The organism is Stenotrophomonas rhizophila (assembly GCF_020857975.1).
In the GTDB taxonomy this organism is placed as follows: Bacteria; Pseudomonadota; Gammaproteobacteria; order Xanthomonadales; family Xanthomonadaceae; genus Stenotrophomonas; species Stenotrophomonas rhizophila_C.
On sequence record NZ_JACWUO010000022.1, the window covers coordinates 37081 to 61074 of the forward strand.

The following is a 23994-nucleotide window of genomic DNA, read 5'->3' on the forward strand; positions in this document are numbered from 1 at the left end:
GAATGGCCGGCGGCGGCCCGTCGCCGGCGTTGCCGCAAGGGTGCATGATCGCGGCAGTCATCCCGTTGGAGGCGCCATGAAGACCCTGATTGCCACCGCCGCGCTGTGCCTGACCCTGGCCGCCTGCGCCACCACCGGCCGGCTCACCGATGAACAGCGGTTGGCCCTGTACCGGGCCCACGCCGGCCCGCCGCAGGACAGCCTGCAGTACTTCCACTCGCTCAATGGCTGGAGCGCGCTGGGCGACAGCGCGCTGGCGGTGTGGACCAAGCCTGGCGAGGCGTTCCTGCTGGAACTGCGTGGACCCTGCCAGGGGCTGGATTATGCCCCGGCGATCGGCCTGACCAGCCAGATGGGGCGGGTCTCGGCGCGTTTTGACAAGGTGCTGGTGCGTGATCCGACCGCCGGCCCGATGAACATGCCGTGCTTCATCGGCAGCATCCGCAAACTGGACGTCAAGGCGCTGCGCGCTTCGGAACAGGAGCTGCGCCAGGCGCAGTTGCAGGAGCGCGAAGAAGGGCAGCCTGCGCCAGGAAATTGACCGCCGCGCGCAACCGGTAGTGCCGGCCGCTGGCCGGCTCCCCGGAACCGGTCATCGTGCGCGTACCGACCAACGGTCGGTATCCACCGCGTCTGCGTGCCGACCCACGCCCCCCCGGTAGGTACCGACCGTTGGTCGGTACGCATGCGCCGGTACGCGCGTGGCGCGATCAGGCCTCCGGCACGAACCCGGCCGGTGCCTCGGCGCCGCCGCCGAACAGGTATTTCTCCAGTTCCGCTTCCAGGAACGCGCGGTGTTGCGGGTCGCGCGGCGACAGCCGGTTTTCGTTGATCAGCATGGTCTGGTGCGCCAGCCACTTGCTCCAGGCGCTCTTGCCGATCTGGTTGAAGATGCGCTGGCCCAGCTCGCCGGGATAGGGCACGAAGTCCAGGCCTTCGGTGTCGCGTTGTTCGTACTGGCAGAAGACGGTGCGGGGCATGCGGGTTACTCGGAATCGTTCGGGGATGCTGCACCGCGCATTGTACGGCGCTTGGCCGCGCGGGGCGGCGCGCCACTGTCGAGCAGCTTGCGGATCGGCGCAGGCAGGCCCAGCGTGGCCAGCGCATCGGTATCGGCCCAGCGCAGGCCGGGGTCTTCCACGCGCAGACCGTGGACCCGGCGCACCAGCACCTGCAGGTGCAGCCGGTAATGGCTGAAGGTGTGCTGCAGCACCGGCAGCGGCTCGGCGTCTTCCAGCGAACCGTCGATGTGTGCATCGAACCAGTCCTGCAGTGCGCTGCCGCTGTCGGCCTGCGGCAAGGTCCACAGTTGCGCCCAGATGCCGGTGTCCGGCCGCTTCTGCAGCAGGATGCGGCCGTGCGCATCGCGCAGCAGCAGCGCGGTGGCTTCGCGTTCGGGCAGGGTCTTGCTCGGTTTGGCGGTGGGCAACTGGTCCGCGCGGCCGTCGCGGCGCGCCACGCAGTCGTGCTGCAGCGGGCAGATCACGCAGGCGGGCCGGCTGCGCGTGCAGACGGTGGCGCCCAGGTCCATCTGCGCCTGGGTGTAATCGGCCAGGCGCGCGCCGGGGACGCACTGCACGTGCGCGTCGGCCAGCGCCCACAGTACCTTTTCCACCGCCGGCAGCCCGGGAAAGCCGTCGATGCCGTGGTAGCGGGTGAGCACGCGCTTGACGTTGCCGTCCAGGATCGCGAAGCGATCGTTCCAGGCCTGGCTGAGGATCGCCCCGGCCGTGCTGCGGCCGATCCCGGGCAGGGCGTGCAGCGCGTCGAAATCACGTGGCAACTCGCCGCCGTGCAGTTCGACGCAGCGTTGCGCGGCGGCGTGCAGGTTGCGCGCGCGGGCGTAGTAGCCCAGCCCGGCCCATTGCGCCATCACCGCATCGTTGCTGGCGGCGGCCAGGTCGGGCAGGGTCGGGAATACCTGCAGGAACTTCAGGAAGTACGGAATCACCGTGACGACCTGGGTCTGCTGCAGCATGATCTCCGACAGCCAGACCCGGTACGGTGCGCGGGGATGCTGCCAGGGCAGGTCATGCCGGCCGTGGCCGTCGAACCACGGCAGCAGCCGCGCGACGAAGGCATCGTCGGTCGGCAATGGGGCGCTGGCGTGAGGCTGGCGGGTCATGCAGGTTCCGGACGGAAGGGTAGAGCCACGCCGTGCGTGGCTGCGTCGGCAATCGGATGCACCGGGGATGAAGCAGCCACCCATGGGGTGGCTCTACCGGCGCACGCGTTGTCTGCTCAGGCGCCCAGCGCTTCGGGCAACAGTGCGTCGACGAAGGCTTCCGGGTCGAACACGCGCAGGTCTTCGGGGCGCTCGCCAATGCCGCAGTAACGGATCGGAATGCCGAATTCGCGGGCCAGCGCGAACACCACCCCGCCCTTGGCGGTGCCGTCCAGCTTGGTCACCACCAGGCCGGTCACGGTGACTGCGGCATGGAACTGGCGCAGTTGCGACAGCGCGTTCTGGCCGGTGGTGCCGTCGATCACCATCAGTACTTCGTGCGGGGCAGTCGGGTCGATCTTGCCGAGTACGCGGCGGATCTTGCCCAGTTCGTTCATCAGCCCGGCTTGGGTATGCAGGCGGCCGGCGGTATCGGCGATCAGCACCTGGGTGCCGCGCGCCTTGCTGGCCTGCAGGGCGTCGAAGGCCACCGAGGCGGCATCGGCGTTCTGCCCCTGGGCGACCACGGCCACGCCATTGCGTTCACCCCAGGCCTGCAGCTGGGCCACGGCGGCGGCGCGGAAGGTGTCGCCGGCGGCCAGCATCAGGCTGTGGCCGTCGTCCTTGAAACGCTTGGCCAGCTTGCCGATGGTGGTGGTCTTGCCGACTCCGTTGACGCCCACGGTGAGCACCACGAAGGGCTTGGCGGCCGGGTCGATCCGCAGCGGCTTGGCGACCGGTTGCAGGATGGCGATCAGTTCGCCGCGCAGCGCGGCCAGCAGCGCGTTGGCATCGGCGAACTCGCGTGCCTTCATGCGCTTGCGCAGGCTTTCCACCAGCGCGGTGGTGGCGCCGACGCCGACGTCGGCGGTGATCAGCGCCGTTTCCAACTCGTCCAGCAGGTCGTCGTCGAGCTTGGGGTTGCGCGAGAACAGGCCGCCGAAGCTGCGCGCGATCACGCTGTTGCGCAGGCGGTCGCGCCAGCCGGTCTTGCCCGGGGCGGCCGGCACGGTGCTGTCCTGGCCGGCGTCGGGCAGCGGCTGGGCCGCTTCCTGGGTGACCGCGCTGGCAACCAGCACCGGTGGCGGCAAGGGCGCGGCGATGGGCTCTGCAACCACCAGCGGTTCTGCAACCACCGGCGGGGCCGCGGCGGGCGCAACGGCAGCGGCCGTATCGGGCACGGCGACCGGGTCCACGGCAGGCGCGGCCACCGGTGCCGCGACTTCGGCCGCGATCGGCGACGCTGCGACGGCAGCGGCAGGCGCATCGACCGGCGCCGTCGGGCCGTCCTGACTGGCCTGCGGGAACGCCGCGGCCAGCTCTTCAGCCGAGTAGTGCTGGGTCTTGGGCGCGTCCTGCGGAGCGTCCTGGGGCTTTTTGCGACGGAAGAAACTGAGCATTGGATTCGGCGCTGAAATCAGGGGGATATGCTACCACTGCGCCCTGCGCTGGCAGGCCGGGCTAAAGGCTGGCGCACGCTGGCCGCTAACGGGTGTGAACAGCCGCGTCATGCGATGCGGCCCTTGTAGCGTGGAGCGTGCCACCATGAACGTGATGTCCATTGCCGGTTCGGGCCTGCGCGCCGCCCACCTGGGGGTGCAGGCCGCCGCGGCGAACGTGGCGCGGTTGCCGGTGGCTGGCGCCCCCCGGATCGGCGTTGCCCAGTCCCCGGTTGCCGGCGGCGGGGTGGCGGCCGGTCTGGTCGAACTGCCACCCGATCCGTCGGCCCCGGTGTCGGACCTGGTTGCGGCGAAAGAAGCAGTGCTGGCGTTTTCGGCCAATGCGCTGCTGATCCGTCGCAGCGACCAGATGCTGGGCGCGTTGTTGGACGTGCACGCCTGAACGCGGCGTCTGGCCGCCGCCGGTAACGTGGATCCTGCCCGCCGCCGGTAGTGCCGGCCGCTGGCCGGCTCCTGGGAACCCATGGTGATGCGAGGAGCCGGCCAGCGGCCGGCACTACCGGGCCCGCCGGGCGCCGACCGGGGGTCGGCACCTGGCTGTGCTGCCTTACGCCGACAATTCCAGCAACAGCTTGTTAAGCCGGCGCACATACGCGGCCGGGTCCTTCAGGGTGTCGCCGGCGGCCAGCGCGGCCTGGTCGAACAGCACCCGGCTGAGGTCATCGAAGCGGGCGGTGTCGGCTTCCTGGTCGAGCTTGCCGATCAGCGGGTGGCCGGGGTTGAACTCGAATACCGGCTTGCTGTCGGGCACCTTCTGCCCGCTGGCTTCCAGGATCTGGCGCATCTGCAGGCCCAGATCCTGTTCGCCGATGGCCAGGATCGCCGGGGAGTCGGTGAGGCGGTGCGAGACGCGCACATCGGCCACGTCCTCGCCAAGCGCGCTCTTGATGCGCTCGACCAGGCCCTGCTTGTCCTTGGCCGCCGCTTCCTGCGCCTGCTTGTCTTCGGCGCTTTCCAGCGCGCCCAGATCGAGGTCGCCGCGGGCGACGTCGACGAACGACTTGCCGTCGAACTCGGTCAGGTAGCCCATCAGCCATTCGTCGATGCGGTCGGTGAGCAGCAGCACCTCGATGCCCTTCTTGCGGAACACTTCCAGGTGCGGGCTGTCCTTGACCTGGGTGTGGCTGTCGCCGGTCAGGAAATAGATCTTGTCCTGGCCCTCGATCATGCGGCCGATGTAGTCGGCCAGCGATACGCTGGGCTCGCCGCTGGCCTCATGGGTGGAGGCAAAGCGCAGCAGGCCGGCGATCTTCTCGCGGTTGCCATAGTCTTCGGCGGGGCCTTCCTTGAGTACCTGGCCGAACTGCTTCCAGAAACCGGCATAGACCTCCGGCTTGTCCTTGGCCAACTTGTCCAGCATGTCCAGCGAGCGCTTGGTCAGCGCCGACTTCATCGAGTCGATCACCGGGCCGGACTGCAGGATTTCGCGCGAGACGTTCAGGGAGAGGTCGTTGGAGTCGACCACGCCCTTGATGAAGCGCAGGTACAGCGGCAGGAACTGCTCGGCCTGGTCCATCACGAACACGCGCTGGACGTAGAGCTTCAGGCCCTTGGGCGCGTCGCGGTGGTACAGGTCGAACGGGGCGTGGCCGGGGACATACAACAGGGAGGTGTACTCGAGCTTGCCTTCGACCTTGTTGTGGCTCCAGGCCAGCGGGTCCTGGTGGTCGTGGGCGGCGTGCTTGTAGAACTCCTGGTACTCGGCATCGGTGATCTCGGTGCGCGGGCGGGTCCACAGCGCGCTGGCGCGGTTGACCGTTTCCCATTCGACCGCGGCCGGGGCGTCCTCGCCGTGGTGTTCCTTGGCCATCTGGATCGGCAGGCCGATGTGGTCGGAGTATTTCTTGATGATGCCGCGCAGGCGCCAGCCATCGGCGAAGTCGTGCTGGTCGTCCTTGAGGTGCAGGACGATGCGGGTGCCGCGTTCGGGCTTGTCGATGGATTCGACGTCGAACTCGCCTTCGCCGCGCGAGGACCAGTGCACGCCGTCGCTGGCGGGCAGGCCGGCGCGGCGGGAGTAGACGTCGACCTGGTCGGCGACGATGAAGGCGCTGTAGAAGCCGACGCCGAACTGGCCGATCAGCTGGGAGTCCTTCTTCTGGTCGCCGGACAGCTGGCGCAGGAAGTCGCCGGTGCCGGACTTGGCGATGGTGCCCAGGTGGGCGATGGCCTCGTCACGGCTCATGCCGATGCCGTTGTCGTCGATGGTCAGGGTGTGGGCATCGGCATCGAAGCTGATGCAGATGCGCAGGTCGCCGTCGCCTTCGAGCAGGTCCGGCCGGGTCAGTGCTTCGAAGCGCAGCTTGTCGGCGGCGTCGGCGGCATTGGAGATCAGCTCGCGAAGGAAGATTTCCTTGTTGGAGTACAGCGAGTGGATCATCAGCTGCAGCAGTTGCTTGACTTCGGTCTGGAAGCCCAGGGTTTGTTTTGCGGTCTGCTCGGTCATGGGTGGCGATGCTCCTTGGACGATGCCGCGCCCGGCGCGGCGGCTGGCTCAAGGGGTAGGGGTGGTGGGGTGGGTTTTCAAGAGCGGGGCCGGAGCGAGAGCCAAGGGCCGGAGCCGAAGCCGAAGCATGACGCCGCAGCATGAAGCCAAAAGCGCGGCGCCTACCTGTCTGCGTGGGAGGCCGGTGGGGACGCGGTCCCGGGACACGGCGTAAATCCATCCTTGGAGCCTCGTGGGCAACATCCATGTTGCCCAACGGTCCCGGGACCGCATCCCCACCGGCCTCTGGCAGACGTTCCGAGTGACGCGGGTAGAGCCACGCCACGCGTGGCTGCTCTTCGTTCTGGAATCGGTACTCGTGGTGGTGACGGGGGCCGGACCGCCTAGAATGACGCCCTGAATCGCCTGATCTTCGTGCCCATGACCTGTTCCTGCTCGTTCGACCCGTCCGCTCTTTCCTTCTGGAGCCGCGCATGAAGCCGCGCCAGCCGGTGGCGCCGGCCGTGGGCCAGGTGCGGATCATCGGTGGCAAGTGGCGGGGGACCAAGCTGCCGGTGCCGTTGTCGCCGGGGCTGCGGCCAAGCAGCGACCGGGTGCGGGAGACGCTGTTCAACTGGTTGATGCCGCGGATCGGCGGGGCGCGGGTGCTGGACCTGTTCGCCGGCAGCGGCGCGCTGGGGCTGGAGGCGGTGTCGCGCGGGGCCGGGCAGGCCACGCTGGTGGAACGGGATGCGGCATTGGCCCGGCAGCTGCGCGAGTCGGTGGCCAGGCTGGGCGCGCAGGGGCAGGTCGAGGTGGTCCAGGCCGATGCGCTGCAGTGGCTGGGCCAGCGGCCGGCGGGATTGGCCGATATCGTGTTCGTCGACCCGCCGTTCGCGGCCGGGCTGTGGGACCAGGTGCTGGCCGGGCTGGCGCCGCACCTGGCCGCCGATGCCTGGCTGTACCTGGAGGCGCCGGCCGCGCAGGCGCCGCCGGTGCCCGCACCGTGGCTGCTGCACCGTGAAGGCGGTACCCGCGAGGTGCGTTTTGCCCTGTACCGGCGCGCCACTGCTACACTTTCACCAGACCTAAACGCGTAGCTTCCGCATGACCGTGGCCAACCGCCGCATTGCCGTGTACCCGGGCACCTTCGATCCGATCACCAACGGTCACATCGATCTGGTGAACCGGGCCGCGCCATTGTTCGAGAAGGTCGTGGTGGGCGTGGCGCAGAGCCCGTCCAAGGGTCCGACGCTGCCGCTGGAGCTGCGCGTGCAACTGGCGCGCGACGCGCTGGGCCACAACCGCAACGTGGAAGTGATCGGTTTCGATACCCTGCTGGCGCATTTCGTGCGCTCGGTGCAGGGCGGCATCCTGCTGCGCGGGCTGCGCGCGGTGTCCGATTTCGAGTACGAATTCCAGATGGCGAGCATGAACCGCCATCTGATCCCGGAGGTCGAGACCCTGTTCCTGACCCCGGCCGAGCAGCACAGCTTCATTTCGTCTTCGCTGGTCCGGGAGATCGCCCGCCTGGGCGGCGATGTGTCCGGTTTCGTGCCCTCGGCCGTGCTTGAAGCACTGCGCAGGGTGCGGGAAGCGAAGGCGGCGCAGTCGTAACCCCTGTCAGACCCATACATACCAAGAATCACCAAGGGAGGAATTCCATGAACAACACCATGCGTGCCATGTTGATCGCGTCGTTCGCGCTGGCCTTCACCGCCTGCAAGAAGGAAGAGGCCGCCCCGGTCGCCGAAGCCCAGCAGGCGCTGGTCGCCCCGGACGCCAACGACGATGCCGGCTGGAAGAAGTACCTGCAGGCGGTGGCCGTGCAGAACATGGGCAACATCAGCAACAGCCCGTTCCTGTACTACCTCTCGCCCGAATCGGATCCGGAATTCGCCGCCAAGTACGAGCGCCAGGTCGAAAGCGCCACCCAGGCCGTGGCCCGTGGCATCCAGCCGGGCAACATGCTGGCCTTCGGTTCGTCGGCATCGGCGAAGATGGCCGACATGATCCAGGCCGTGTTCAAGGACGTGCCTGCCGATTCGATGAAGGGCGTGCGCGTGGTGTTCATCGGCCAGGCCGCTGACAACGCCCGCGTGCAGTCCATCGTGCAGCCGACCGGCGCCGAGTACATCTTCGTAGAAGCCAAGTAACCCGTGCAGTGGCGGCCGCGCCCTGGCGCGGCCCGGGCGGCTTCCGGCAGGAGGCCGCCGATGACCGGCCCGCGCGCCCGCGCAGGCCGGTTTTCATCCGCCGGCGCGGGCGTGGAGCAATAACGCCATGTCGCTGAAAATCAATGAGCTCTGCGTCAACTGCGACGTCTGTGAGCCTGCCTGTCCCAACCAGGCCATCTCGATGGGTGAAACCATCTACGTGATCGATCCGGCCCGCTGCACCGAGTGCGTGGGACACTTCGACGAACCCCAGTGCGTGGTCGTCTGCCCGGTGGAATGCATCGATCCGGATCCGGACATCCCCGAAACCCAGGACGCCCTGCTGGCCAAGCTGTACGGGCTGCAGCGCGACCATCCCGAACTTTATGCGGAGCCCCCATCCGAATGAACATGCGCTCGCCTCGTTGGTTGCTGCTCGTCCTGCTGTGGTCGCCGGCGGCCTGGTCCGCTGGCGCCGCCCCGGCTACCCTGGCCCAGCACCCCGATGGCGCGGCCATTGCCAGCGGTCATCGGCTGGCCACCGAGGCCGGCATGGAGATCCTGGCCAAGGGCGGCAATGCCTTCGATGCGGCCGTGGCGGTATCCTCGGTGCTGTCGGTGGTCGAGCCGATCAGCTCGGGCCTGGGCGGCGGCGGGTTCTTCCTGCTGCACGATGCGAAAACCGGCAAGGACGTGATGCTCGACGCGCGCGAAACCGCGCCGCAGTCGGCCACGCCGGAAGCCTTCCTGGACAAGCAGGGCGGCCTTGACCGCGACCGCTCGGTCAACGGCGCCTGGTCGGCCGGCATTCCCGGGCTGCCGGCGGCGCTGGTGGAGCTGTCCTCCAAACACGGCAAGCTGCCGCTGCGCACCTCGCTGGGCCCGGCGATCCGCATCGCCGCCGACGGCTTCCCGGTATATGCGCGCATGGCGCGCGGCTACGCCTCGCGCCGCGAGGTGATGGAGCGTTACCCCGGCACCCGCGAGGTCTACCTGCGCAACGGCAAGCCGATCGCCGAGGGCGACCTGTTCCGCCAGCCGGAACTGGCGGCCACCCTGGAACGCCTGGCCGAGCAGGGCTTCGACGGCTTCTACCGTGGCCAGACCGGCAAGCTGCTGCTGGCCGGGGTCAAGCAGGCCGGCGGCAAGTGGACGGCCGAGGAACTGGCCGGCTACCGGGTCAAGCTGCGCGAGCCGATCGTGTTCAACTACCGCGACTGGAAGATCACCACCGCCTCGCCGCCGTCCTCGGGCGGTATCGCGCTGGCCTCGATGCTGCAGATCCTGGAAGGCTGGGACCTGAAGTCGATGGATGCCGCGCACCGTACCCACCTGGTGGTCGAAGCGATGCGCCGCGCCTACCGCGACCGCACCTTCTTCCTGGGCGACCCGGATTTCGTGCAGATTCCGCAGAAGGTGCTGGCCAGCAAGGACTACGCCCAGGGCCTGCGCGCCACCATCCACCCGGAAAAGGCCACCCCCAGCGACCTGCTGTCGGGCAACCCGACCCCGCTGGAAGATGACGAAACCACCCATTTCTCGATCATCGACCGCGACGGCAACCGCGTCGGCGCCACCCAGACCGTCAACCTGCTGTACGGCTCGGGCCTGATTCCGCCGGGTACCGGCGTTCTGCTCAACAACGAGATGGACGACTTCGCGCTCAAGCCGGGCACGCCCAATGCGTTCGGGGTGATGGGCTATGCCGCCAATGCGCCCAAGCCGGGCAAGCGCATGCTCAGCTCGATGACCCCGACCTTCATGGAGTCGGCCGACAAGGTGGTGGTGCTGGGCACCCCGGGTGGCAGCCGCATCATCACCATGGTGCTGCTGGGCATCCTCGGCTATGACGATGGCCTGGATGCACAGCAGGTCGCCGCGCTGCCGCGTTACCACCACCAGTGGCTGCCGGACCTGATCGAGGCCGAAAGCGGTGCCTTCGATGCCGGCACCATCAAGCAGCTGCAGGCGATGGGCCACAAGATCGACCTGCCCGGCGACAGCGCCGCCGGCGGCCGCGGCTCCAGCCACGTCTGGGGCAACCTGCAGACGGTGGAATGGAACCGCCGCAGCAACGTGCTCAGCGGTGGCAGCGACCCGCGCAACCCGGTGGGCAGCGCCGCGGTCAGGTAACAATCGAAATCCCGCCCGCAAGGCGGGATTTTCTTTACAGGCGCCACCATGCCTAGCGAATATTTAACGCGTATCGCCGGATAATTTGCCGATGAAACTATGGTCGATACACGGCAACACACAGAAACTCGATGGCGGTGCGATGTTCGGCAATGCCCCGCGCGCGGTCTGGGAAAAATGGGCGGCGCCCGATGACCTCAACCGGATCGAGTTGGCGTGCCGGGCCCTGCTGGCCAGTCCGCTGGCGGGCAAGACGGTACTGTTCGAAACCGGGATCGGCGCGTTCTTCGAGCCGAAACTGCGCGACCGCTATGGGGTGCAGGAATCGCGCCACGTATTGATGGAGTCGTTGCGCGAAGCCGGTTTCGAGCATGAGGATATCGACGTGGTGGTGCTCAGTCACCTGCATTTCGATCATGCCGGCGGCCTACTGGCGCAGTGGAGCGAGGGCCGCAGCCCCGAGTTGCTGTTCCCCAATGCCACCTTCCTGGTCGGTGCCGAGCACTGGCAGCGGGCCCTGCATCCGCATCCGCGCGACCGCGCCAGCTTCATCCCCGAACTGCCGGGCCTGCTGCAGGCCAGCGGCAGGCTGGAGATCGTCCAGGGCCCGTATTCCAAGGCACTGGGCCGCAGCGTGCGTTTCAGTTTCAGCGACGGGCATACCCCGGGCCTGATGCTGGCCGAGATCGTCGGGCCGCAGGCGGCCGACGGCCAGCCACGCGGCGGGGTGGTGTTCTGCGCCGACCTGATCCCGGGCCGGTCGTGGGTGCACGTGCCGATCACCATGGGCTACGACCGCAACGCCGAACTGCTGATCGACGAAAAGCGCAGCTTCCTGGAGGACAAACTGGTGCGCAACGTGCACCTGTTCTTCACCCACGACCCGCAGTGCGCGCTGGCCCAGGTGTCACGCGATGAAAAGGGCCGCTTCGGCACCATCCATGAACTGGGTGAATTGAAGGCGCGCGCGCTGGCATAAGGCCTACGGCTGGTTCGGCCGCGCACCGCCCGGCACTACCGTCTGCGCAACCACCGGTAGGCACCGACCGGTGGTCGGCACGGCACCCTACGGCACCGGGAATAGCCCGGCTCGACGCGTCAATGCGCCTTCAGGCACCCGCTCATGAACGTCTTGCGCGCATGGCCGGCCAGTTTCTTCGCGGCGGCATCGGCATTGCAGGTCTTCATGCGCTCCTGCGGCGTGCTCGCCACCGGGCGGGGCCACTCAGGCACGCCTTCTGCGCGGTCTTGTAGTCCTCGCCGGTCTTGCCTTTGTTCTTGACCGAGCAGTCAGCCATGCGCTGTTGCTGCGGCGTGGCCGCACTGGCGATCAGGGGGCTGCCGAGCAGCAGCAGGCAGGCCAGCAGGGACAGGGTCTTCATGACGCAGCTCCACGCACGGGTTGAGGATGCGCGCAGCTTCTTCCCGGGCAGGGCTAAACCATGTGAAGCAGCGGCGGCCGGTGACGGCCGCCGCTGCAGACGCCGGGGTCAACCGACCACGCGGGTGCCGAAGATGCGGTCGCCGGCATCGCCCAGGCCAGGCAGGATGTAGCCCTTCTCGTTGAGCCGGGCATCGATGGCGGCGGTGAAGATCTCCACGTCCGGGTGCACCGCCTGCACCGCGGCGATGCCCTCCGGCGCGGCGACCAGGAAGATGCCCTTGATGCGGCGCGCACCGGCGCGCTTGAGCATGTCGATGGTGGCGATCAGGGTGCCGCCGGTGGCCAGCATCGGGTCCAGGATCAGCGCATCGCGCTCTTCCAGGCGGCCGGTCAGGCGCTCGAAGTACGGCACCGGCTGCAGGGTTTCTTCGTCGCGCTGCAGGCCGACCACGCTGACCCGTGCGGCCGGGATCAGCGACAGCACGCCGCCGAGCATGCCCAACCCGGCGCGCAGGATCGGCACCACAGTGATCTTGGCGCCGGCGATGCGCTGCACCGTCACCGGACCGGCCCAGCCGGCCATGGTGTGGGCTTCGGTATCCAGGTCGGCGGTGGCCTCGTAGGCCAGCAGGCCCCCCAGCTCATTGGCCAGTTCGCGGAAATCCTTGGTACTCAGCGACGCATCGCGCATCAGGCCGATCTTGTGCTGCACCAGCGGATGGCGCACTTCGACGATTTTCATGGGGAGGGCAACGAAGAGGGGAGATGCCTAGTGTGCCGCAACGCCCAACCGAAGCCAAAAGCCAGTGGATGCCCGCCAGCGTTTGGCTGTTCATTGATGTGAGAGAACGCCGATTACGCAAGGTAGGCATATCAACGGCGGCCGTGCGGTAGCACGACGGCTTGCCCATCCGCATACGGCCATCCATGCAGGGGAGGGCAGGCAGCCCCATGCGGGACTGTCGAAACAAGGATGTTTTCGCCAAGCCTACACGGACGTATTTACGGCGTGTCCCGCATGGGGCTGCCTGTCCTCCCCTCCCGCAGGAGATCGAGATGCTGCACTTCGCCTTAGATCTTCAGTGAGGTTGCCGGCCAGCGGCCGGCACTACCGGAATAGGGCTGGAGGTCACGCCATACCCCCGGTGTCATGCCCATGCAACCTGCCGGACATAACGTGCTGACCCAATCTTTACACCGTTGGGGAAACCGTGCACAAGAAGACCTCGTTGGGGCTGGCCATCAGCCTGTCGTTGCTGGTCATGACCAGTCCGTCCGCCTTCGCCGCAGAGGCGCTGGCCAGCGGTGCCGCCGCCAGTGGCAGCGCGATCGACCTGGACCGGGTCGAGGTCCGCCCGCAGCTGGAGTCGCAGACCCGCGCGGTCGACCTCAAGCGCAGCAGCGATGCCATCGAGGACGCGGTGTCCTCCGACGCCATGGGCGTCTACCCGGACAAGAACGTGGCCGAATCGCTGCAGCGCCTGCCCGGTGTCAGCGTCACCCGCGACCAGGGCGAGGGCCGCTTCGTGGTGATCCGTGGCCTGGATGCCGCCCTCAACAGCGTCAGCGTCGACGGCATCGCCATCGGCACCCCGGAAGACTCCAGCCGCGCCGCGCCGCTGGATGTGATTCCCTCCGACTCGACCGAGCGCCTGCGCGTGGTCAAGTCGCCCACCCCGGACATGCCCGGCGACGCCATCGGCGGCGCGATCCTGGTCGAGTCCGCCTCGGCCTTCGACCGCGAAGGCCGCAACCTGCGCGGCAAGATCGAAGCCAGCCACCAGCAGCTCTCCGCCAATACCAGCCCGAAGGCGGCGATCAACTACAGCGAAGTGTTCGCCGATACCTTCGGCGTGGCGCTGGGCGTGAACTACCAGAACCGCAAGTTCGAGTCGGACAACACCGAAGTGGAGTACGGCCAGTTCGACGGCGGCGACGAGGGCGAGCTGTTCGCCAACAGCCTGCAGCAGCGCAAGTACGAGATCGAGCGCAAGCGCATCGGCGCCAACCTCAACCTGGACTGGCGCCCGGATGAAGACAACCGCTATTACCTGCGCACGCTGTACAGCCAGTTCGACGACGCCGAAACCCGCCAGCGCACCATCTTCAACTTCGGCGATGGCGAGGTCACCGCGCTGGGCAACAACCAGTACCGCGTCGATGACCTGCCGGCCGATGCGATCCAGAAGCGGATGCGCTACCGCACCAAGAAGGAAAACACCTTCACCACCAGCGCCGGCGGCGAAAACCGCCTCACCAACGCGGTGGTCGACTACAAGCTCGGCTATACCCGCACCGAAGAGCGCGTCAACGACGAGATGGAAGCGCGCTTCGAGTACGACGGCGACGACCTGGGCGCCACGGTGGACCAGAACACCGGCATCCCACGCTATACGCTCGGCGACGCGCGCTGGATGGACAACGGCAACTACGATTTCGACCGCGTAGTGCTCTCGCCCAAGCGCGTGGACGACAAGGAACACAGCGCGCAGATCAACCTGCGTTTCGATGGCGATGCGTCCAGCTACAAGTTCGGCCTGCTTGGGCGTTGGCGCGACCGCGATGTCAACGTGGACGAGCGCGAACTGCGCCTGGGTCCGGCGATCGCGCTGTCGGACTGGACCACCGCCAGCCCCGACCATCGCGGCGGCAGCCTGGGCCAGGGCATGAGCTCGGACGCGATGCGCCGCTACTGGGCGCAGAACGGCGGCCGGTACAGCGCCCGCCCGCAGGATGCCGGCGGCAACGCGCTGACCTCGCTGGAAGAGGACTACACCGCCAGCGAGGACATCTTCGCCAGCTACGCCATGGGCACCTGGGATGTCGGCGCGCTGCGCATCATCGGCGGCGTGCGCGTGGAGAACACCCAGTTCAGCGCCACCGGCAACAACGTCGCGGTGGCCAGCAACGGCCGCAGCTTCACGGTCACGCCGTTGAGCGTGAGCCGCAGCTACACCAACGTGCTGCCCGGCCTGCACCTGCGTTACGACGCTGGCGATGACTGGGTGCTGCGCGCGGCCGCCAACAAGACCGTCTCGCGCCCGTCGTTCGGCGACGTGGCGCCGCGCGTCGGCCTGAGCCGGGGCGACGAGGAAGTCCGGATCGGCAATCCGCAGCTGGACCCGTATGAATCGAAGAACATCGACCTCTCGCTGGAGAAGTACATCGGCAGCACCGGCATCGTCTCGCTGGGCGTGTTCCACAAGTCGATCGACGGCTACATCGTCAACACGGTGAGCAACAACGACCCGGCGTACCCGGGTTTCGAGGTCACCCGGGTGATCAACGGCAACAAGGCCACGGTCAAGGGCGCCGAGTTCAACTGGCAGCAGCAGCTCGCCTTCCTGCCGGCGGGCTGGGACGGCCTGCTGGTCGGCGCCAGCGGCACCTGGCTGGACACCGATTTCGACCCCGGCCTGGCCGGCCGCGAGCGCGAGGATTTCACCCTGCCGCGCGCCTCCAAGCATGTATACAGCGCGCACCTGGGCTATGAGAAGGCCGGTTTCAGCACCCGGGTGGCCGCGGTCTATCGCAGCGAGTACCTGGATTCGCTGGGCGACAGCGGCGCCTACGACATCTACGTGGCGCCCAATACCCAGCTCGATTTCAGCCTGGACTACAAGTTCACCCCCAACGTGAGCGTCTACTTCGAAGCGCAGAACCTGCTCGACAAGCCGCTGGAACTGTACCAAGGCGTGCGCTCGCGCACCCTGCAGAACGAAGAGTATGGTCGCACCTATGCCCTCGGCCTGAAGGTGGCTCTGTAATGCGCGTCTCCCATTGCCTGGGCCTGCTCGCGCTGGCGTTGTCCACTGCCTGTACGCCGGCCGCCACGCCGGACGCGGCGGCACCGGCCGCGCCGACGGCCGCTGCCGATGCCCCCGCTGCACGTAATGTCGCCACCGTCGCCGAGGCGTTCCTCACCCCGATGACCCCGGACGACAACATCGACTCGCCGGCCAGCTGGACCACGCCCGACGGCGCGGTGTGGCTGATCGCCACCGCCAAGGCCACCGACAAGCTGGTGGTCTACGACGGCCAGACCGGGGCGCATCTGCGCGATGTCGGCAGCGCCGGCACCGCGCAGGGCCAGTTCGATCGTCCCAACGGCATCGCCGTGGTCGATGACCTGGTGTTGATCGTCGAACGCGACAACCACCGCGTGCAGGTGTTGCAGCTGCCGGACTTCAAGCCGCTGGGCGTGTTTGCCGGCGCCGATCTGCGCAAGCCCTACGGGCTGTGGGTCAACAAGCAGGGCCAGGGCTATGACGTCTACGTGACCGACTCCTACCATGCCGGCGAGGATGCGCAGGGCAACGACGTGCTGCCGCCATTGGCCGAACTGGACAAGCGCGTGCGCCGTTACGCGCTCACCGTGCAGGACGGCAAGGCGCAGGCCACGCTCACTGCCAGCATCGGCGATACCGGCCAGGCCGGCGCGCTGCGCGTGGTCGAATCGATCTGGGGCGACCCGGCCAATGACCGCCTGCTGATCGCCGAAGAAGACGAAAGCTATGCCAGCGAGCTCAAGGTCTACACACTGGCAGGGCGCTTCACCGGCACCACCTTCGGCCGCGATGCGTTCAAGGCCCAGGCGGAGGGCGTGATGCTGCGTACCTGCGGCAAGGACGGCTGGTGGATCACCACCGAGCAGGGCAGGCAGCGCAGCGTGTTCCATCTGTTCGACCGGCACAGCCTGAAGCACGTTGGTGCGTTCCAGGGCAACACGGTGGCCAACACCGATGGCATCTGGTCGATGCAGGCGCCGTCGGCGCGCTTCCCGCATGGCGCGCTGTACGCGGTGCACGATGACCAGGGCGTGGTTGCCTTCGACTGGGCGAGCATCGCCAGGCAGTTGTCGCTGCCGCTGGAGTGTGGCGCGTGAGCCGCGTTCCTGCCGCCCTGACCGCGCTGGCGATGGCGCTGCTGCTGTGCAGCGGCGCTGCCCTGGCCAAGAAGAAAGCCGTGGCCGGCGCCGAGCCGAACACCCAGGTGCCGGCCGGCAACCGCCACTACGCAGCCACCGGCTTCCCGGACCGGCTGGTCGCCTCGCCGGCGCAGGACGCCGCGCGCGGCTTCTCGGTCGCCTGGCGGACCGACACCTCGGTGCAGGCGCCGGTGCTGGAATGGGTACTGGCCGGCGACTCGCCCGATGTCGGCACGCCGACCCGCATCACCGCCACCACCCAGGCGCTGACCACCGAACTGGGCGCGTCCCATCATCACCGTGCCGACGTGACCGGACTGCAGCCGGACACGCTGTACCTGTGGCGCGTGCAGGGCCAGAACACCTGGAGTGCATGGAACCAGCTGCGTACCGCCGGCCGTGCCGACCAGCCGCTCACGCTGTTGTATTTCGGCGACACCCAGAACAAGAACCTCAGCCACGTCTCGCGCGTCATGCGTGCCGGCCTGAAGGCTGCCCCGGACGCACGCCTGAGCCTGTTCGCCGGCGACCTGGTCAGCGGCGGCGACGGCCAGGATGACAGCGAGTGGGGCGAGTGGTTCGCCGCCGCCGGCTGGCTGCCGCAGGAAACCGCGGTGGCCCCGGCGATCGGCAACCACGAGTACTTCGAGGAATTCGAAGACACCCCGCAGGAGCGCCGGGTGCTCGGCCGGCACTGGCCGGTGACCTTTGCGTTGCCGCGCAATGGCGTGGACGCCGCCGATACCAGCACCTACTGGTTCGACTACCAGGGCGTGCGCATCGCGGTGCTCGACGGCACCTCCGCACTCGATCTGGGCACGGCCCAGGCGCAGGCCGCCTGGCTGGACAAGGTGCTGGCCGACAACCCGCACCCGTGGAGCATCGTGCTGCTGCACCAGCCGTTCTATTCCCCGCGCGAGGGCCGCCAGAACACCGAGCTGCGCGATGTGCTGCTGCCGGTGGTGCGCCGACACCAGGTCGACCTAGTCCTGCAGGGCCACGACCACACCTACGGCCGCCGCGGCGAAGGGCAGGGCGCGACCCCGCAGTTCGTGGTCAGCGTGGCCGGGCCGAAGCAGTACCGGCTCTCGGACGAGGCCCGCACCAGCATGGCACCGGTCGGCGAGGACACCCAGCTGTTCCAGGTGCTGAAGATCGATCCGGGCCACCTGCGCTACGAGGCGCGCACCGTCACCGGACGCCTGTACGACGGTTTCGAGTTGACGCGTAGCGCCGATGGCCGCAAGCGGAAGACCGAATTGACGCAGGGACGCATCGCCCCCCGCGACTGTACGCGCGCCCAGACCCTCAAGGGCCGTGCCGATCGTTGCTGGGAATGACCGTCGGGCCGGGGCGACCGCGCGCCCGGCCTTCCGAGGAGAGCATCATGATGCATCGACGCAAACGTCTGGTTCACCTAGCTGCGCTGGCCATCGCCCTGCTGTTGCTGGCCGGTGCCAGCCTGGCCGCCAACGCGGTACTGCACCCGTTCCTGGCCGCACAGCCCAAGGACGCGCCGGAGGAAGCCAACCTGGCGGTGGAGATTCCGGCCGGCAGCTTCACCAAGTACGAAATCAAAGAAGACGGCCTGCTCCACGTCGACCGCTTCCAGTCCATGCCGGTGGCCTATCCGGCCAACTACGGCTCGATGCCACGCACCCTGGCCGGCGACAACGATCCGCTGGACGCGCTGGTGCTGACCCGCGAGCCGCTGCATCCGGGCGTGATCGTGCGCTTCCGCCCGATCGGCTTCCTGAAGATGGTCGATGACGGGGAGCAGGATGAAAAAGTGATCGGCGTACCGACCGACAAGATCGATCCCACCTACGCCGACATCCGCGACCTGGACGACCTGCCGCTGATCGAACGACAGCGCATCGAAGCCTTCTTCCGCATCTACAAGGACCTGCCTGCCGGCCGCAATCCGGTCCAGCTCAACGGCTGGGGCAATGCCACCGAGGCCAAGGCGCTGATCCGTACCTCGATGCAGCGCTTCGATGCGCAGCAGCGGCGTGTCAAGGGCGATTAAATCGATCGCTACGCAGCCTCTGTAGGCGCCACCAGGTTCGTCACATCGCCGCGCAAACGCCGCCGCGGCGTGTGAGTCGAGCATTTTCGTTCTATCCCTATGGGCGGACGGTCGGGGTTGGCCGAGAATCCTCCGGTCCGGGTTGTGCCCGCCGGTTGTTTCCCCTTAGGAGTCTTGCGCATGTTCACATCCCTCCAGAATGCCGGTCTGCTCGGTATGATCCTGGCCGTATCGCCGGCCGCGCTGGCCGCCAACGAAGCAGTCGGTGATGGCCAGTATCCGTTCATCGTTTCGATCCAGAACAAGGCTGCCGGCCCCGATGCCACCCAGGCACACAAATGCGGTGGCACCCTGATCGCTCCGGACTGGGTGCTGACCAGTGCGCAGTGCGCCACGTTCTTCATGACTACCAAGCAGAATCCGGAGCCAAAGCCGGAGATGGTCGAGGTCATCGTCGGCCGCACCGTGCTTGGCGACGAAGCCCAGGGCAAGCGCGTGCAGGTCAAGGCCTTCTATCGTCACCCGCTTTACGCGGGCAATGTGTCCAACCCGACTGAAATGAAGACCGGGTACAACATCGCCCTATTCCACCTGGCCGAGCCGGTAGTGGGGGTCGACCCGGTGGCGCTGCCGGCGGCAGACGAAACCGGTTTCGAGCTGGACGGCTTCCTGTTCGATAGCGTCGGTTGGAATGGTCAGTTCCCGACGACCACCAGAACCCTGGTGCAGCGTCTGCAGCGTACTCAGCTGTCCTACGTGCCGCACAGCCAGTGTCAGACGCCATCTAAGGAAGGGCTGGAAATGTGTGTGGTCGACTACGCCCATGCCTGCGCCGAAACCGGTTCCAGGGTCGACAACCTGCCGGGCGACATGGGCGGTGCATTGTTTACCCTGGTCCCTGGCATCGGTCCGGTGCAGGTCGGTAGCAACGCCCGCAACCAGAGCTGCGGTGCCATCAACAAGCCGAGCGTCTACACCCGCCTGGCCAATCCGGAGATCGCCGGGTTCATTACCCGAACCCTCGGCCTGGATTGAGCGGATCGCGGTCTGCGGCTGCTGCACGGCGTGATTGCGTCGTGCCGCAGCATTGCCCCGGGATACCAGTCAATGATGCAGACTTGCATCTTCGTTGGGGCGCTGCCGGCCTGCGCAGGCTTGTTGTTTCTCTGGCTGGACCTGTCCGTAGCGCGAGCGCGGCTGGAACAACGGTGGGAACTATATGCACGGTACCTGGAGGCGGGGGGCGGACGATGCGGCCCGGCCCGCGTTGGCCTTGTGTAGCCGGCGCAGGAACACGGCCATTTCATTCACCGCCTGCTTGTCGCCGTTGCTCCCGGCCACGGCACTGCCTTCCTGCCAGGCTCGGGCCGCTGCAGCCGTATCATCGACGGCCAGGTACGCCTTGCCCAGCCACTTCCAGCCCGCCGAGTAGCGCGGATCCTGTGCGACGCAGTGCTGCAGGTGGGTGACCGCCGCCGTCGCGTCGCCTGCGTCCAACAGCGCCTTGCCCAGGCCGAAGCGCAGCAGGGCGCTGTCGCGGCCGCGGTCGAGCAGGCGGTGCAGTGCGGGGATGTCCATATGCTCCAAGCTCAGGCGCTGGCGAGGCGGGCATAGCGCCCGCGGTGAAAGGCGAGGGTATCGCCGGGCGCGGTATCCAGCTGCACGACCCGGCCGATGATCAGCATATGATCGCCGGCAGGCAGTGTCTGCTCGACGTTGCAGAGCAGCTGCGCCACCGCATCGCCGATCAAGGGTACGCCACTGGGGTGCTCGATCATCGCGCCGGGCAGCGCTTCGCGCCGCAGCTTCCCATCGGCGAAGTGCCGCGCGAGCGCGATCTGCCGTGCGGCCAGGATGCTGATCGAGAACGGCCTGCCGATGCGGTATGCCGGCAGGTCCGCCGAGCGCTTGGACAGGCTCCACAGCACCAGCGGCGGTTCCAGCGACAGGGACGCGAACGAGTTGATCGTCATCGCGATCAGGCTGCCGTCGTCCGCGCGTGCAGCGACGATCGCCACCCCGGTGGGGTACTGGCCGAAGGCATGGCGCAGTGCAGCCGGGGACAGCGGCCGGTCCGGCACCGCAGCACCGGAGGGCGTGGCGAAGAGCTGCGTGCCGACGCCCGGTGCAGGACCGGCGTCCATCAACGGCCGCCGGCGGCCTGGTAGCGGCGCGCGACTTCGGCCCAGTCGATCAGTTCGAAGAACGCGGCGATGTAGTCCGGGCGACGGTTCTGGAAGTGCAGGTAGTAGGCGTGCTCCCACACATCCAGGCCGAGGATCGGGGTGCCACCGGAAAGGCCTGCGTATTCGCCCATCAACGGGCTGTCCTGGTTGGCGCTGCTTTCCACCTGGAGCTTGCCATCGCGGTTCAACGTCAACCACGCCCAGCCACTGCCGAAACGGGTCTGCGCGGCCTTGCTGAAGGCCTTCTTGAACGCGGCGTAGCCGCCCAGATCGCGTTCGATCGCCGCCGCCAACGCGCCTTCGGGGTTGCCGCCGTTGGCGCTGAGTACGGTCCAGAACAGGCTGTGGTTGGCATGCCCGCCACCATTGTTGCGCACGGCCGTGCGCACGCTTTCCGGCAGCGCGGCGATGTCGGCGATCAGCTGTTCAACCGGCAGCGCCTGAATCCCGGCATCGGTCACTGCAGCGTTGAGGTTGTTGACATAGGTCTGGTGATGGCGCGCGTGATGAATCTCCATCGTGCGCGCATCGAAGTGCGGTTCCAGCGCGTCGTAGGTGTAGGGCAGGGGGGGGAGGGTATAAGCCATGGATATCTCCGGCAGTACAGGGGAAGGGGGTCGGCACGCTGCACAGGTTGCCTGGGCGCGCCGGCATCGGTTCGACCGACGCCACGATAGAACCTCAAGCATGATTGAGGTCAAGCGCGGCGGCGTGGAACAGTGTGGGCCGCCGACGCGCGACCGCTGCCTGTCCTTCACCTGCACTGGCTATCATTGCGTCTCGAATCTTCCGGGGTGATCTTGTGTCGGTAGCGCTGGTGTGGTTCCGCCGTGACCTGCGGTTGCAGGACAACCCGGCCCTGCAGGCCGCCTTGGATGCAGGCCACGTGCCGGTGCCGGTCTACATCCATGCGCCGCAGGAGGAGGGCGACTGGGCCCCGGGCGGTGCGTCCAACACCTGGCTGCATCGCTCGCTGGCGGCACTGGACGCCGACCTGCGCGCGCGCGGGTCCAGTCTGGTGCTGCGCCGCGGCGACAGCCAGGCGCAACTGCAGCAGCTGATCGAGCAGACCGGTGCGGTGGCGGTGTACTGGAACCGCAAGTACGAACCGGCCACGCAGCCGCGCGATGCGAAGATCAAGCGTGAACTGCGCGAGCAGGGCATCGAGGCCGAGAGCCATAACGGCAGCCTGATGTTCGAGCCATGGGAGGTGGCGACCCAGCAGGGCGGGCCGTACAAGGTGTTCACCCCCTTCTGGCGCAATGCATTGACCCGGCTGCAGCTGCCGGCATCGGGCCGTGTACCGGAGCGATTCCCCGCGCACGGCGCGGTCAGCGGGACGCTCGAATCATTGGGATTGGCGCCGTCGGTCCCGTGGGACCGGCAGTTCTGGGACCACTGGCAACCCGGCGAGGCCGGTGCCCATGAGGCGCTGACGGTCTTCATCGACGGTGCGCTCAGCGGTTATCGCCAGCAACGCGATCTGCCCGATCGGGTCGGTACCTCGCTGCTGTCGCCGCACCTGCATTTCGGCGAGATCGCGCCGTGGCAGGTCGTCCGCCGCCTGCAGGGTGAGCGCAGTGCCAGCCGCGACGCCGACATCGACGGCTACATCCGCGAGCTGGGTTGGCGGGAGTTTTCCTATCACCTGCTGCATCACTTCCCGCAGACCCCGGACCATAACCTCAACCCGCGCTTCGATCAGTTCCAGTGGGCAAGGCCCGATGCGCAGGCGCTGCGCGCATGGCAGCAGGGCCGCACCGGCATTCCGATCGTCGATGCCGGCATGCGCGAGCTGTGGGCCACCGGCTATATGCATAACCGCGTGCGCATGATCGTCGCCAGCTACCTGTGCAAGCACATGCGCCAACACTGGCGGGAAGGCGCGCGCTGGTTCTGGGACACGCTGGTCGATGCCGACCTGGCCAACAACAGCATGGGCTGGCAGTGGGTGGCCGGCACCGGGGCGGATGCCGCGCCGTACTTCCGGATTTTCAATCCGGTGACCCAGGCGCAGAAGTTCGACCCGCAGGCGCGCTACATCACCCGCTGGGTGCCGGAGCTGGCGGCACTGCCGCTCAAGGCGCGGTTCGCGCCGTGGCAGCAGCCGCTGCTGCTGGCCGAGTTGGTGCCCACCTATCCGCCCCTGCCGCTGGTGGATCTGGCCGCCGGTCGCGATGCGGCGCTGGCGGCCTACCGGCAGACCGGCGCGGACTGACCCCGTCCGGTTCCGGGGGCGGAAAGCTGAACAGGGAGGGCATGGCGGTTGGCGTCGTCATGCCGGCATCGCGTCTGGCTGTTTATGCTCTGGGCGGCCCGCAAGCCGGTACACCGGCAACCTAGGAGAACACCCATGATTCGTCCCGCAACCCGTAACGTGGCATTGGCCCTGATGACCGCCGCCGCCTTGTCGGCCTGCGCCACCGGCGGCTCGTACGTGCAGAGCGACCCGTACGGCAACCCGACCCAGCAGCAGAACAAGACCGGCCGCAATGCGCTGATCGGCACCGCGATCGGCGTGGCCGCCGGCCTGCTCAGCGGCGACAGCGCCACCGAGCGCCGCCAGCACGCCATGATCGGCGCCGGCATCGGTGCGCTCAGCGGCGCGGCGGTGGGCCAGTACCAGGACCGCCAGGAACGCGCGCTGCGCGAACGTACCGCCAACACCGGTATCGACGTCTCCCGCGATGGCGACAACCTGACCCTGAACCTGCCCGATGGCATCACCTTCGACTTCGGCAAGTCCACGCTCAAGCCGCAGTTCTACGGTTCGCTCAACGGCGTGGCCAGCACCCTGGCCGAGTACAACCAGACCATGATCGAAGTGGTCGGCCATACCGACAGCATCGGCAGCGATGCGGTCAACAACCGCCTGTCCAAGGAGCGTGCCGATTCGGTTGCCGCCTATCTGACCGCCCAGGGCGTACAGGGCGCACGCATCGAAACCCTGGGCGCCGGCAAGGCCTACCCGATCGCCGACAACAGCACCGACGCCGGCCGCGCGCAGAACCGCCGCGTCGAAATCCGGGTGATTCCGTTGCGTCAGTAACGCGCAGCGTTACTGACGCAACGCTACGGCCGCAGGCCGAAGCAGAATGCCGCCCTTGCAGGCGGCATTCTCGTGGGTACC

The 23994-nt window shown here is 67.7% G+C and carries 23 protein-coding genes and 1 pseudogene; 15 read left to right on the top strand and 9 right to left on the bottom strand.

All coding sequences use genetic code 11. The annotated features are described in order from the left end of the window. Nucleotides 1-76 precede the first annotated feature (76 nt). Entirely contained in the window at nucleotides 77-541 is a 465-nt protein-coding gene (locus tag IC535_RS16585; RefSeq protein WP_228887515.1) for a DUF6491 family protein, read from the top strand. A 169-nt stretch (nucleotides 542-710) separates the two neighbouring features. Here IC535_RS16585 and IC535_RS16590 read toward each other — a convergent pair whose 3' ends face one another. The 3 genes from IC535_RS16590 to ftsY form a co-directional block, all read right to left on the bottom strand. Beyond that, nucleotides 711-980 (bottom strand): oxidative damage protection protein, encoded by a 270-nt coding sequence (locus IC535_RS16590; RefSeq protein WP_228887514.1) that lies wholly within the window; start codon nucleotides 978-980, stop codon nucleotides 711-713. Nucleotides 981-985: 5 nt separating this feature from the next. Beyond that, on the bottom strand, nucleotides 986-2125 hold the full coding sequence (gene mutY, locus IC535_RS16595; protein WP_228887513.1) for an A/G-specific adenine glycosylase: 1140 nt from the start codon (nucleotides 2123-2125) through the stop codon (nucleotides 986-988). A gap of 116 nt (nucleotides 2126-2241) precedes the next feature. Further along, nucleotides 2242-3564: a signal recognition particle-docking protein FtsY gene (gene ftsY / locus IC535_RS16600; RefSeq protein ID WP_228887512.1), complete on the bottom strand. Its 1323-nt coding sequence runs from the start codon at nucleotides 3562-3564 to the stop codon at nucleotides 2242-2244. Between the two features lie 145 nt (nucleotides 3565-3709). Between ftsY and IC535_RS16605 the strand changes: the two genes are divergently transcribed. Then, nucleotides 3710-4006, top strand: coding sequence for a hypothetical protein (locus IC535_RS16605; protein ID WP_228887511.1), 297 nt, complete (start codon nucleotides 3710-3712; stop codon nucleotides 4004-4006). A gap of 165 nt (nucleotides 4007-4171) precedes the next feature. Here the strand turns inward: IC535_RS16605 and htpG are convergent, their stop codons facing one another. Continuing rightward, nucleotides 4172-6070 (bottom strand): molecular chaperone HtpG, encoded by a 1899-nt coding sequence (gene htpG / locus IC535_RS16610; protein ID WP_228887510.1) that lies wholly within the window; start codon nucleotides 6068-6070, stop codon nucleotides 4172-4174. A gap of 473 nt (nucleotides 6071-6543) precedes the next feature. On the opposite strand from htpG, the gene rsmD reads away from it, so the two are divergent. The 6 genes from rsmD (at nucleotide 6544) to IC535_RS16640 (ending at nucleotide 11317) form a co-directional block, all read left to right on the top strand. Continuing rightward, nucleotides 6544-7149, top strand: coding sequence for a 16S rRNA (guanine(966)-N(2))-methyltransferase RsmD (gene rsmD / locus IC535_RS16615; RefSeq protein ID WP_228887509.1), 606 nt, complete (start codon nucleotides 6544-6546; stop codon nucleotides 7147-7149). Between the two features lie 7 nt (nucleotides 7150-7156). Beyond that, entirely contained in the window at nucleotides 7157-7666 is a 510-nt protein-coding gene (gene coaD / locus IC535_RS16620) for a pantetheine-phosphate adenylyltransferase (protein WP_228887508.1), read from the top strand. A 47-nt stretch (nucleotides 7667-7713) separates the two neighbouring features. After that, a complete protein-coding gene (locus IC535_RS16625) occupies nucleotides 7714-8205 on the top strand; it encodes a hypothetical protein (protein WP_228887507.1) in 492 nt (163 codons plus the stop codon). Between the two features lie 127 nt (nucleotides 8206-8332). Further along, a complete protein-coding gene (locus IC535_RS16630) occupies nucleotides 8333-8614 on the top strand; it encodes a YfhL family 4Fe-4S dicluster ferredoxin (RefSeq protein ID WP_228887506.1) in 282 nt (93 codons plus the stop codon). Then, a complete protein-coding gene (gene ggt, locus IC535_RS16635) occupies nucleotides 8611-10338 on the top strand; it encodes a gamma-glutamyltransferase (protein WP_429000409.1) in 1728 nt (575 codons plus the stop codon). Before IC535_RS16630 ends, ggt begins: the two co-directional genes overlap by 4 nt. A 91-nt stretch (nucleotides 10339-10429) precedes the next feature. Beyond that, the gene (locus IC535_RS16640; protein ID WP_228887504.1) at nucleotides 10430-11317 is read left to right on the top strand and encodes an MBL fold metallo-hydrolase; all 888 of its coding nucleotides are present in this window, start codon (nucleotides 10430-10432) and stop codon (nucleotides 11315-11317) included. Between the two features lie 119 nt (nucleotides 11318-11436). Here IC535_RS16640 and IC535_RS16645 read toward each other — a convergent pair. Then, nucleotides 11437-11720: pseudogene (locus tag IC535_RS16645) on the bottom strand (PsiF family protein). Between the two features lie 108 nt (nucleotides 11721-11828). After that, on the bottom strand, nucleotides 11829-12464 hold the full coding sequence (gene upp, locus IC535_RS16650; protein ID WP_228887503.1) for a uracil phosphoribosyltransferase: 636 nt from the start codon (nucleotides 12462-12464) through the stop codon (nucleotides 11829-11831). 520 nt (nucleotides 12465-12984) lie between these two features. Here upp and IC535_RS16655 point away from each other — a divergent pair. The 5 genes from IC535_RS16655 to IC535_RS16675 all read left to right on the top strand — a co-directional run bounded on the left by IC535_RS16655 (nucleotide 12985) and on the right by IC535_RS16675 (nucleotide 19713). Beyond that, nucleotides 12985-15489, top strand: a complete 2505-nt coding sequence (locus tag IC535_RS16655) for a TonB-dependent receptor (RefSeq protein ID WP_267473093.1) — start codon at nucleotides 12985-12987, stop codon at nucleotides 15487-15489. Next, nucleotides 15489-16607, top strand: coding sequence for a phytase (locus IC535_RS16660; protein ID WP_228887501.1), 1119 nt, complete (start codon nucleotides 15489-15491; stop codon nucleotides 16605-16607). Before IC535_RS16655 ends, IC535_RS16660 begins: the two co-directional genes overlap by 1 nt. 32 nt (nucleotides 16608-16639) lie before the next feature. Further along, complete coding sequence (locus IC535_RS16665) at nucleotides 16640-17989, top strand: purple acid phosphatase family protein (RefSeq protein ID WP_228887554.1); 1350 nt, start codon at nucleotides 16640-16642, stop codon at nucleotides 17987-17989. Between the two features lie 50 nt (nucleotides 17990-18039). Continuing rightward, complete coding sequence (locus IC535_RS16670; protein WP_228887553.1) at nucleotides 18040-18678, top strand: inorganic diphosphatase; 639 nt, start codon at nucleotides 18040-18042, stop codon at nucleotides 18676-18678. A gap of 216 nt (nucleotides 18679-18894) precedes the next feature. Continuing rightward, nucleotides 18895-19713 (top strand): S1 family peptidase, encoded by an 819-nt coding sequence (locus IC535_RS16675; RefSeq protein ID WP_228958696.1) that lies wholly within the window; start codon nucleotides 18895-18897, stop codon nucleotides 19711-19713. Between the two features lie 180 nt (nucleotides 19714-19893). On the opposite strand, the gene IC535_RS16680 is transcribed toward IC535_RS16675, so the two are convergent. From IC535_RS16680 to IC535_RS16690, 3 genes are read right to left on the bottom strand one after another with little or no spacing between them, the layout of a single operon-like run. Further along, nucleotides 19894-20256 (bottom strand): tetratricopeptide repeat protein, encoded by a 363-nt coding sequence (locus IC535_RS16680; RefSeq protein ID WP_228887499.1) that lies wholly within the window; start codon nucleotides 20254-20256, stop codon nucleotides 19894-19896. A gap of 11 nt (nucleotides 20257-20267) precedes the next feature. Then, nucleotides 20268-20822: a flavin reductase family protein gene (locus tag IC535_RS16685; RefSeq protein WP_228887498.1), complete on the bottom strand. Its 555-nt coding sequence runs from the start codon at nucleotides 20820-20822 to the stop codon at nucleotides 20268-20270. Next, nucleotides 20822-21451, bottom strand: coding sequence for a superoxide dismutase (locus IC535_RS16690; RefSeq protein ID WP_228887497.1), 630 nt, complete (start codon nucleotides 21449-21451; stop codon nucleotides 20822-20824). Before IC535_RS16690 ends, IC535_RS16685 begins: the two co-directional genes overlap by 1 nt. 215 nt (nucleotides 21452-21666) lie before the next feature. Between IC535_RS16690 and IC535_RS16695 the strand changes: the two genes are divergently transcribed. Together IC535_RS16695 and IC535_RS16700 are read left to right on the top strand one after the other, a co-directional pair. Beyond that, nucleotides 21667-23082 carry a cryptochrome/photolyase family protein gene (locus tag IC535_RS16695; RefSeq protein WP_228887496.1) on the top strand — a complete coding sequence of 472 codons (1416 nt, stop codon included), beginning with the start codon at nucleotides 21667-21669 and terminating at the stop codon, nucleotides 23080-23082. A 135-nt stretch (nucleotides 23083-23217) separates the two neighbouring features. Further along, a complete protein-coding gene (locus tag IC535_RS16700) occupies nucleotides 23218-23913 on the top strand; it encodes an OmpA family protein (protein ID WP_228887495.1) in 696 nt (231 codons plus the stop codon). Nucleotides 23914-23994 lie beyond the last annotated feature (81 nt).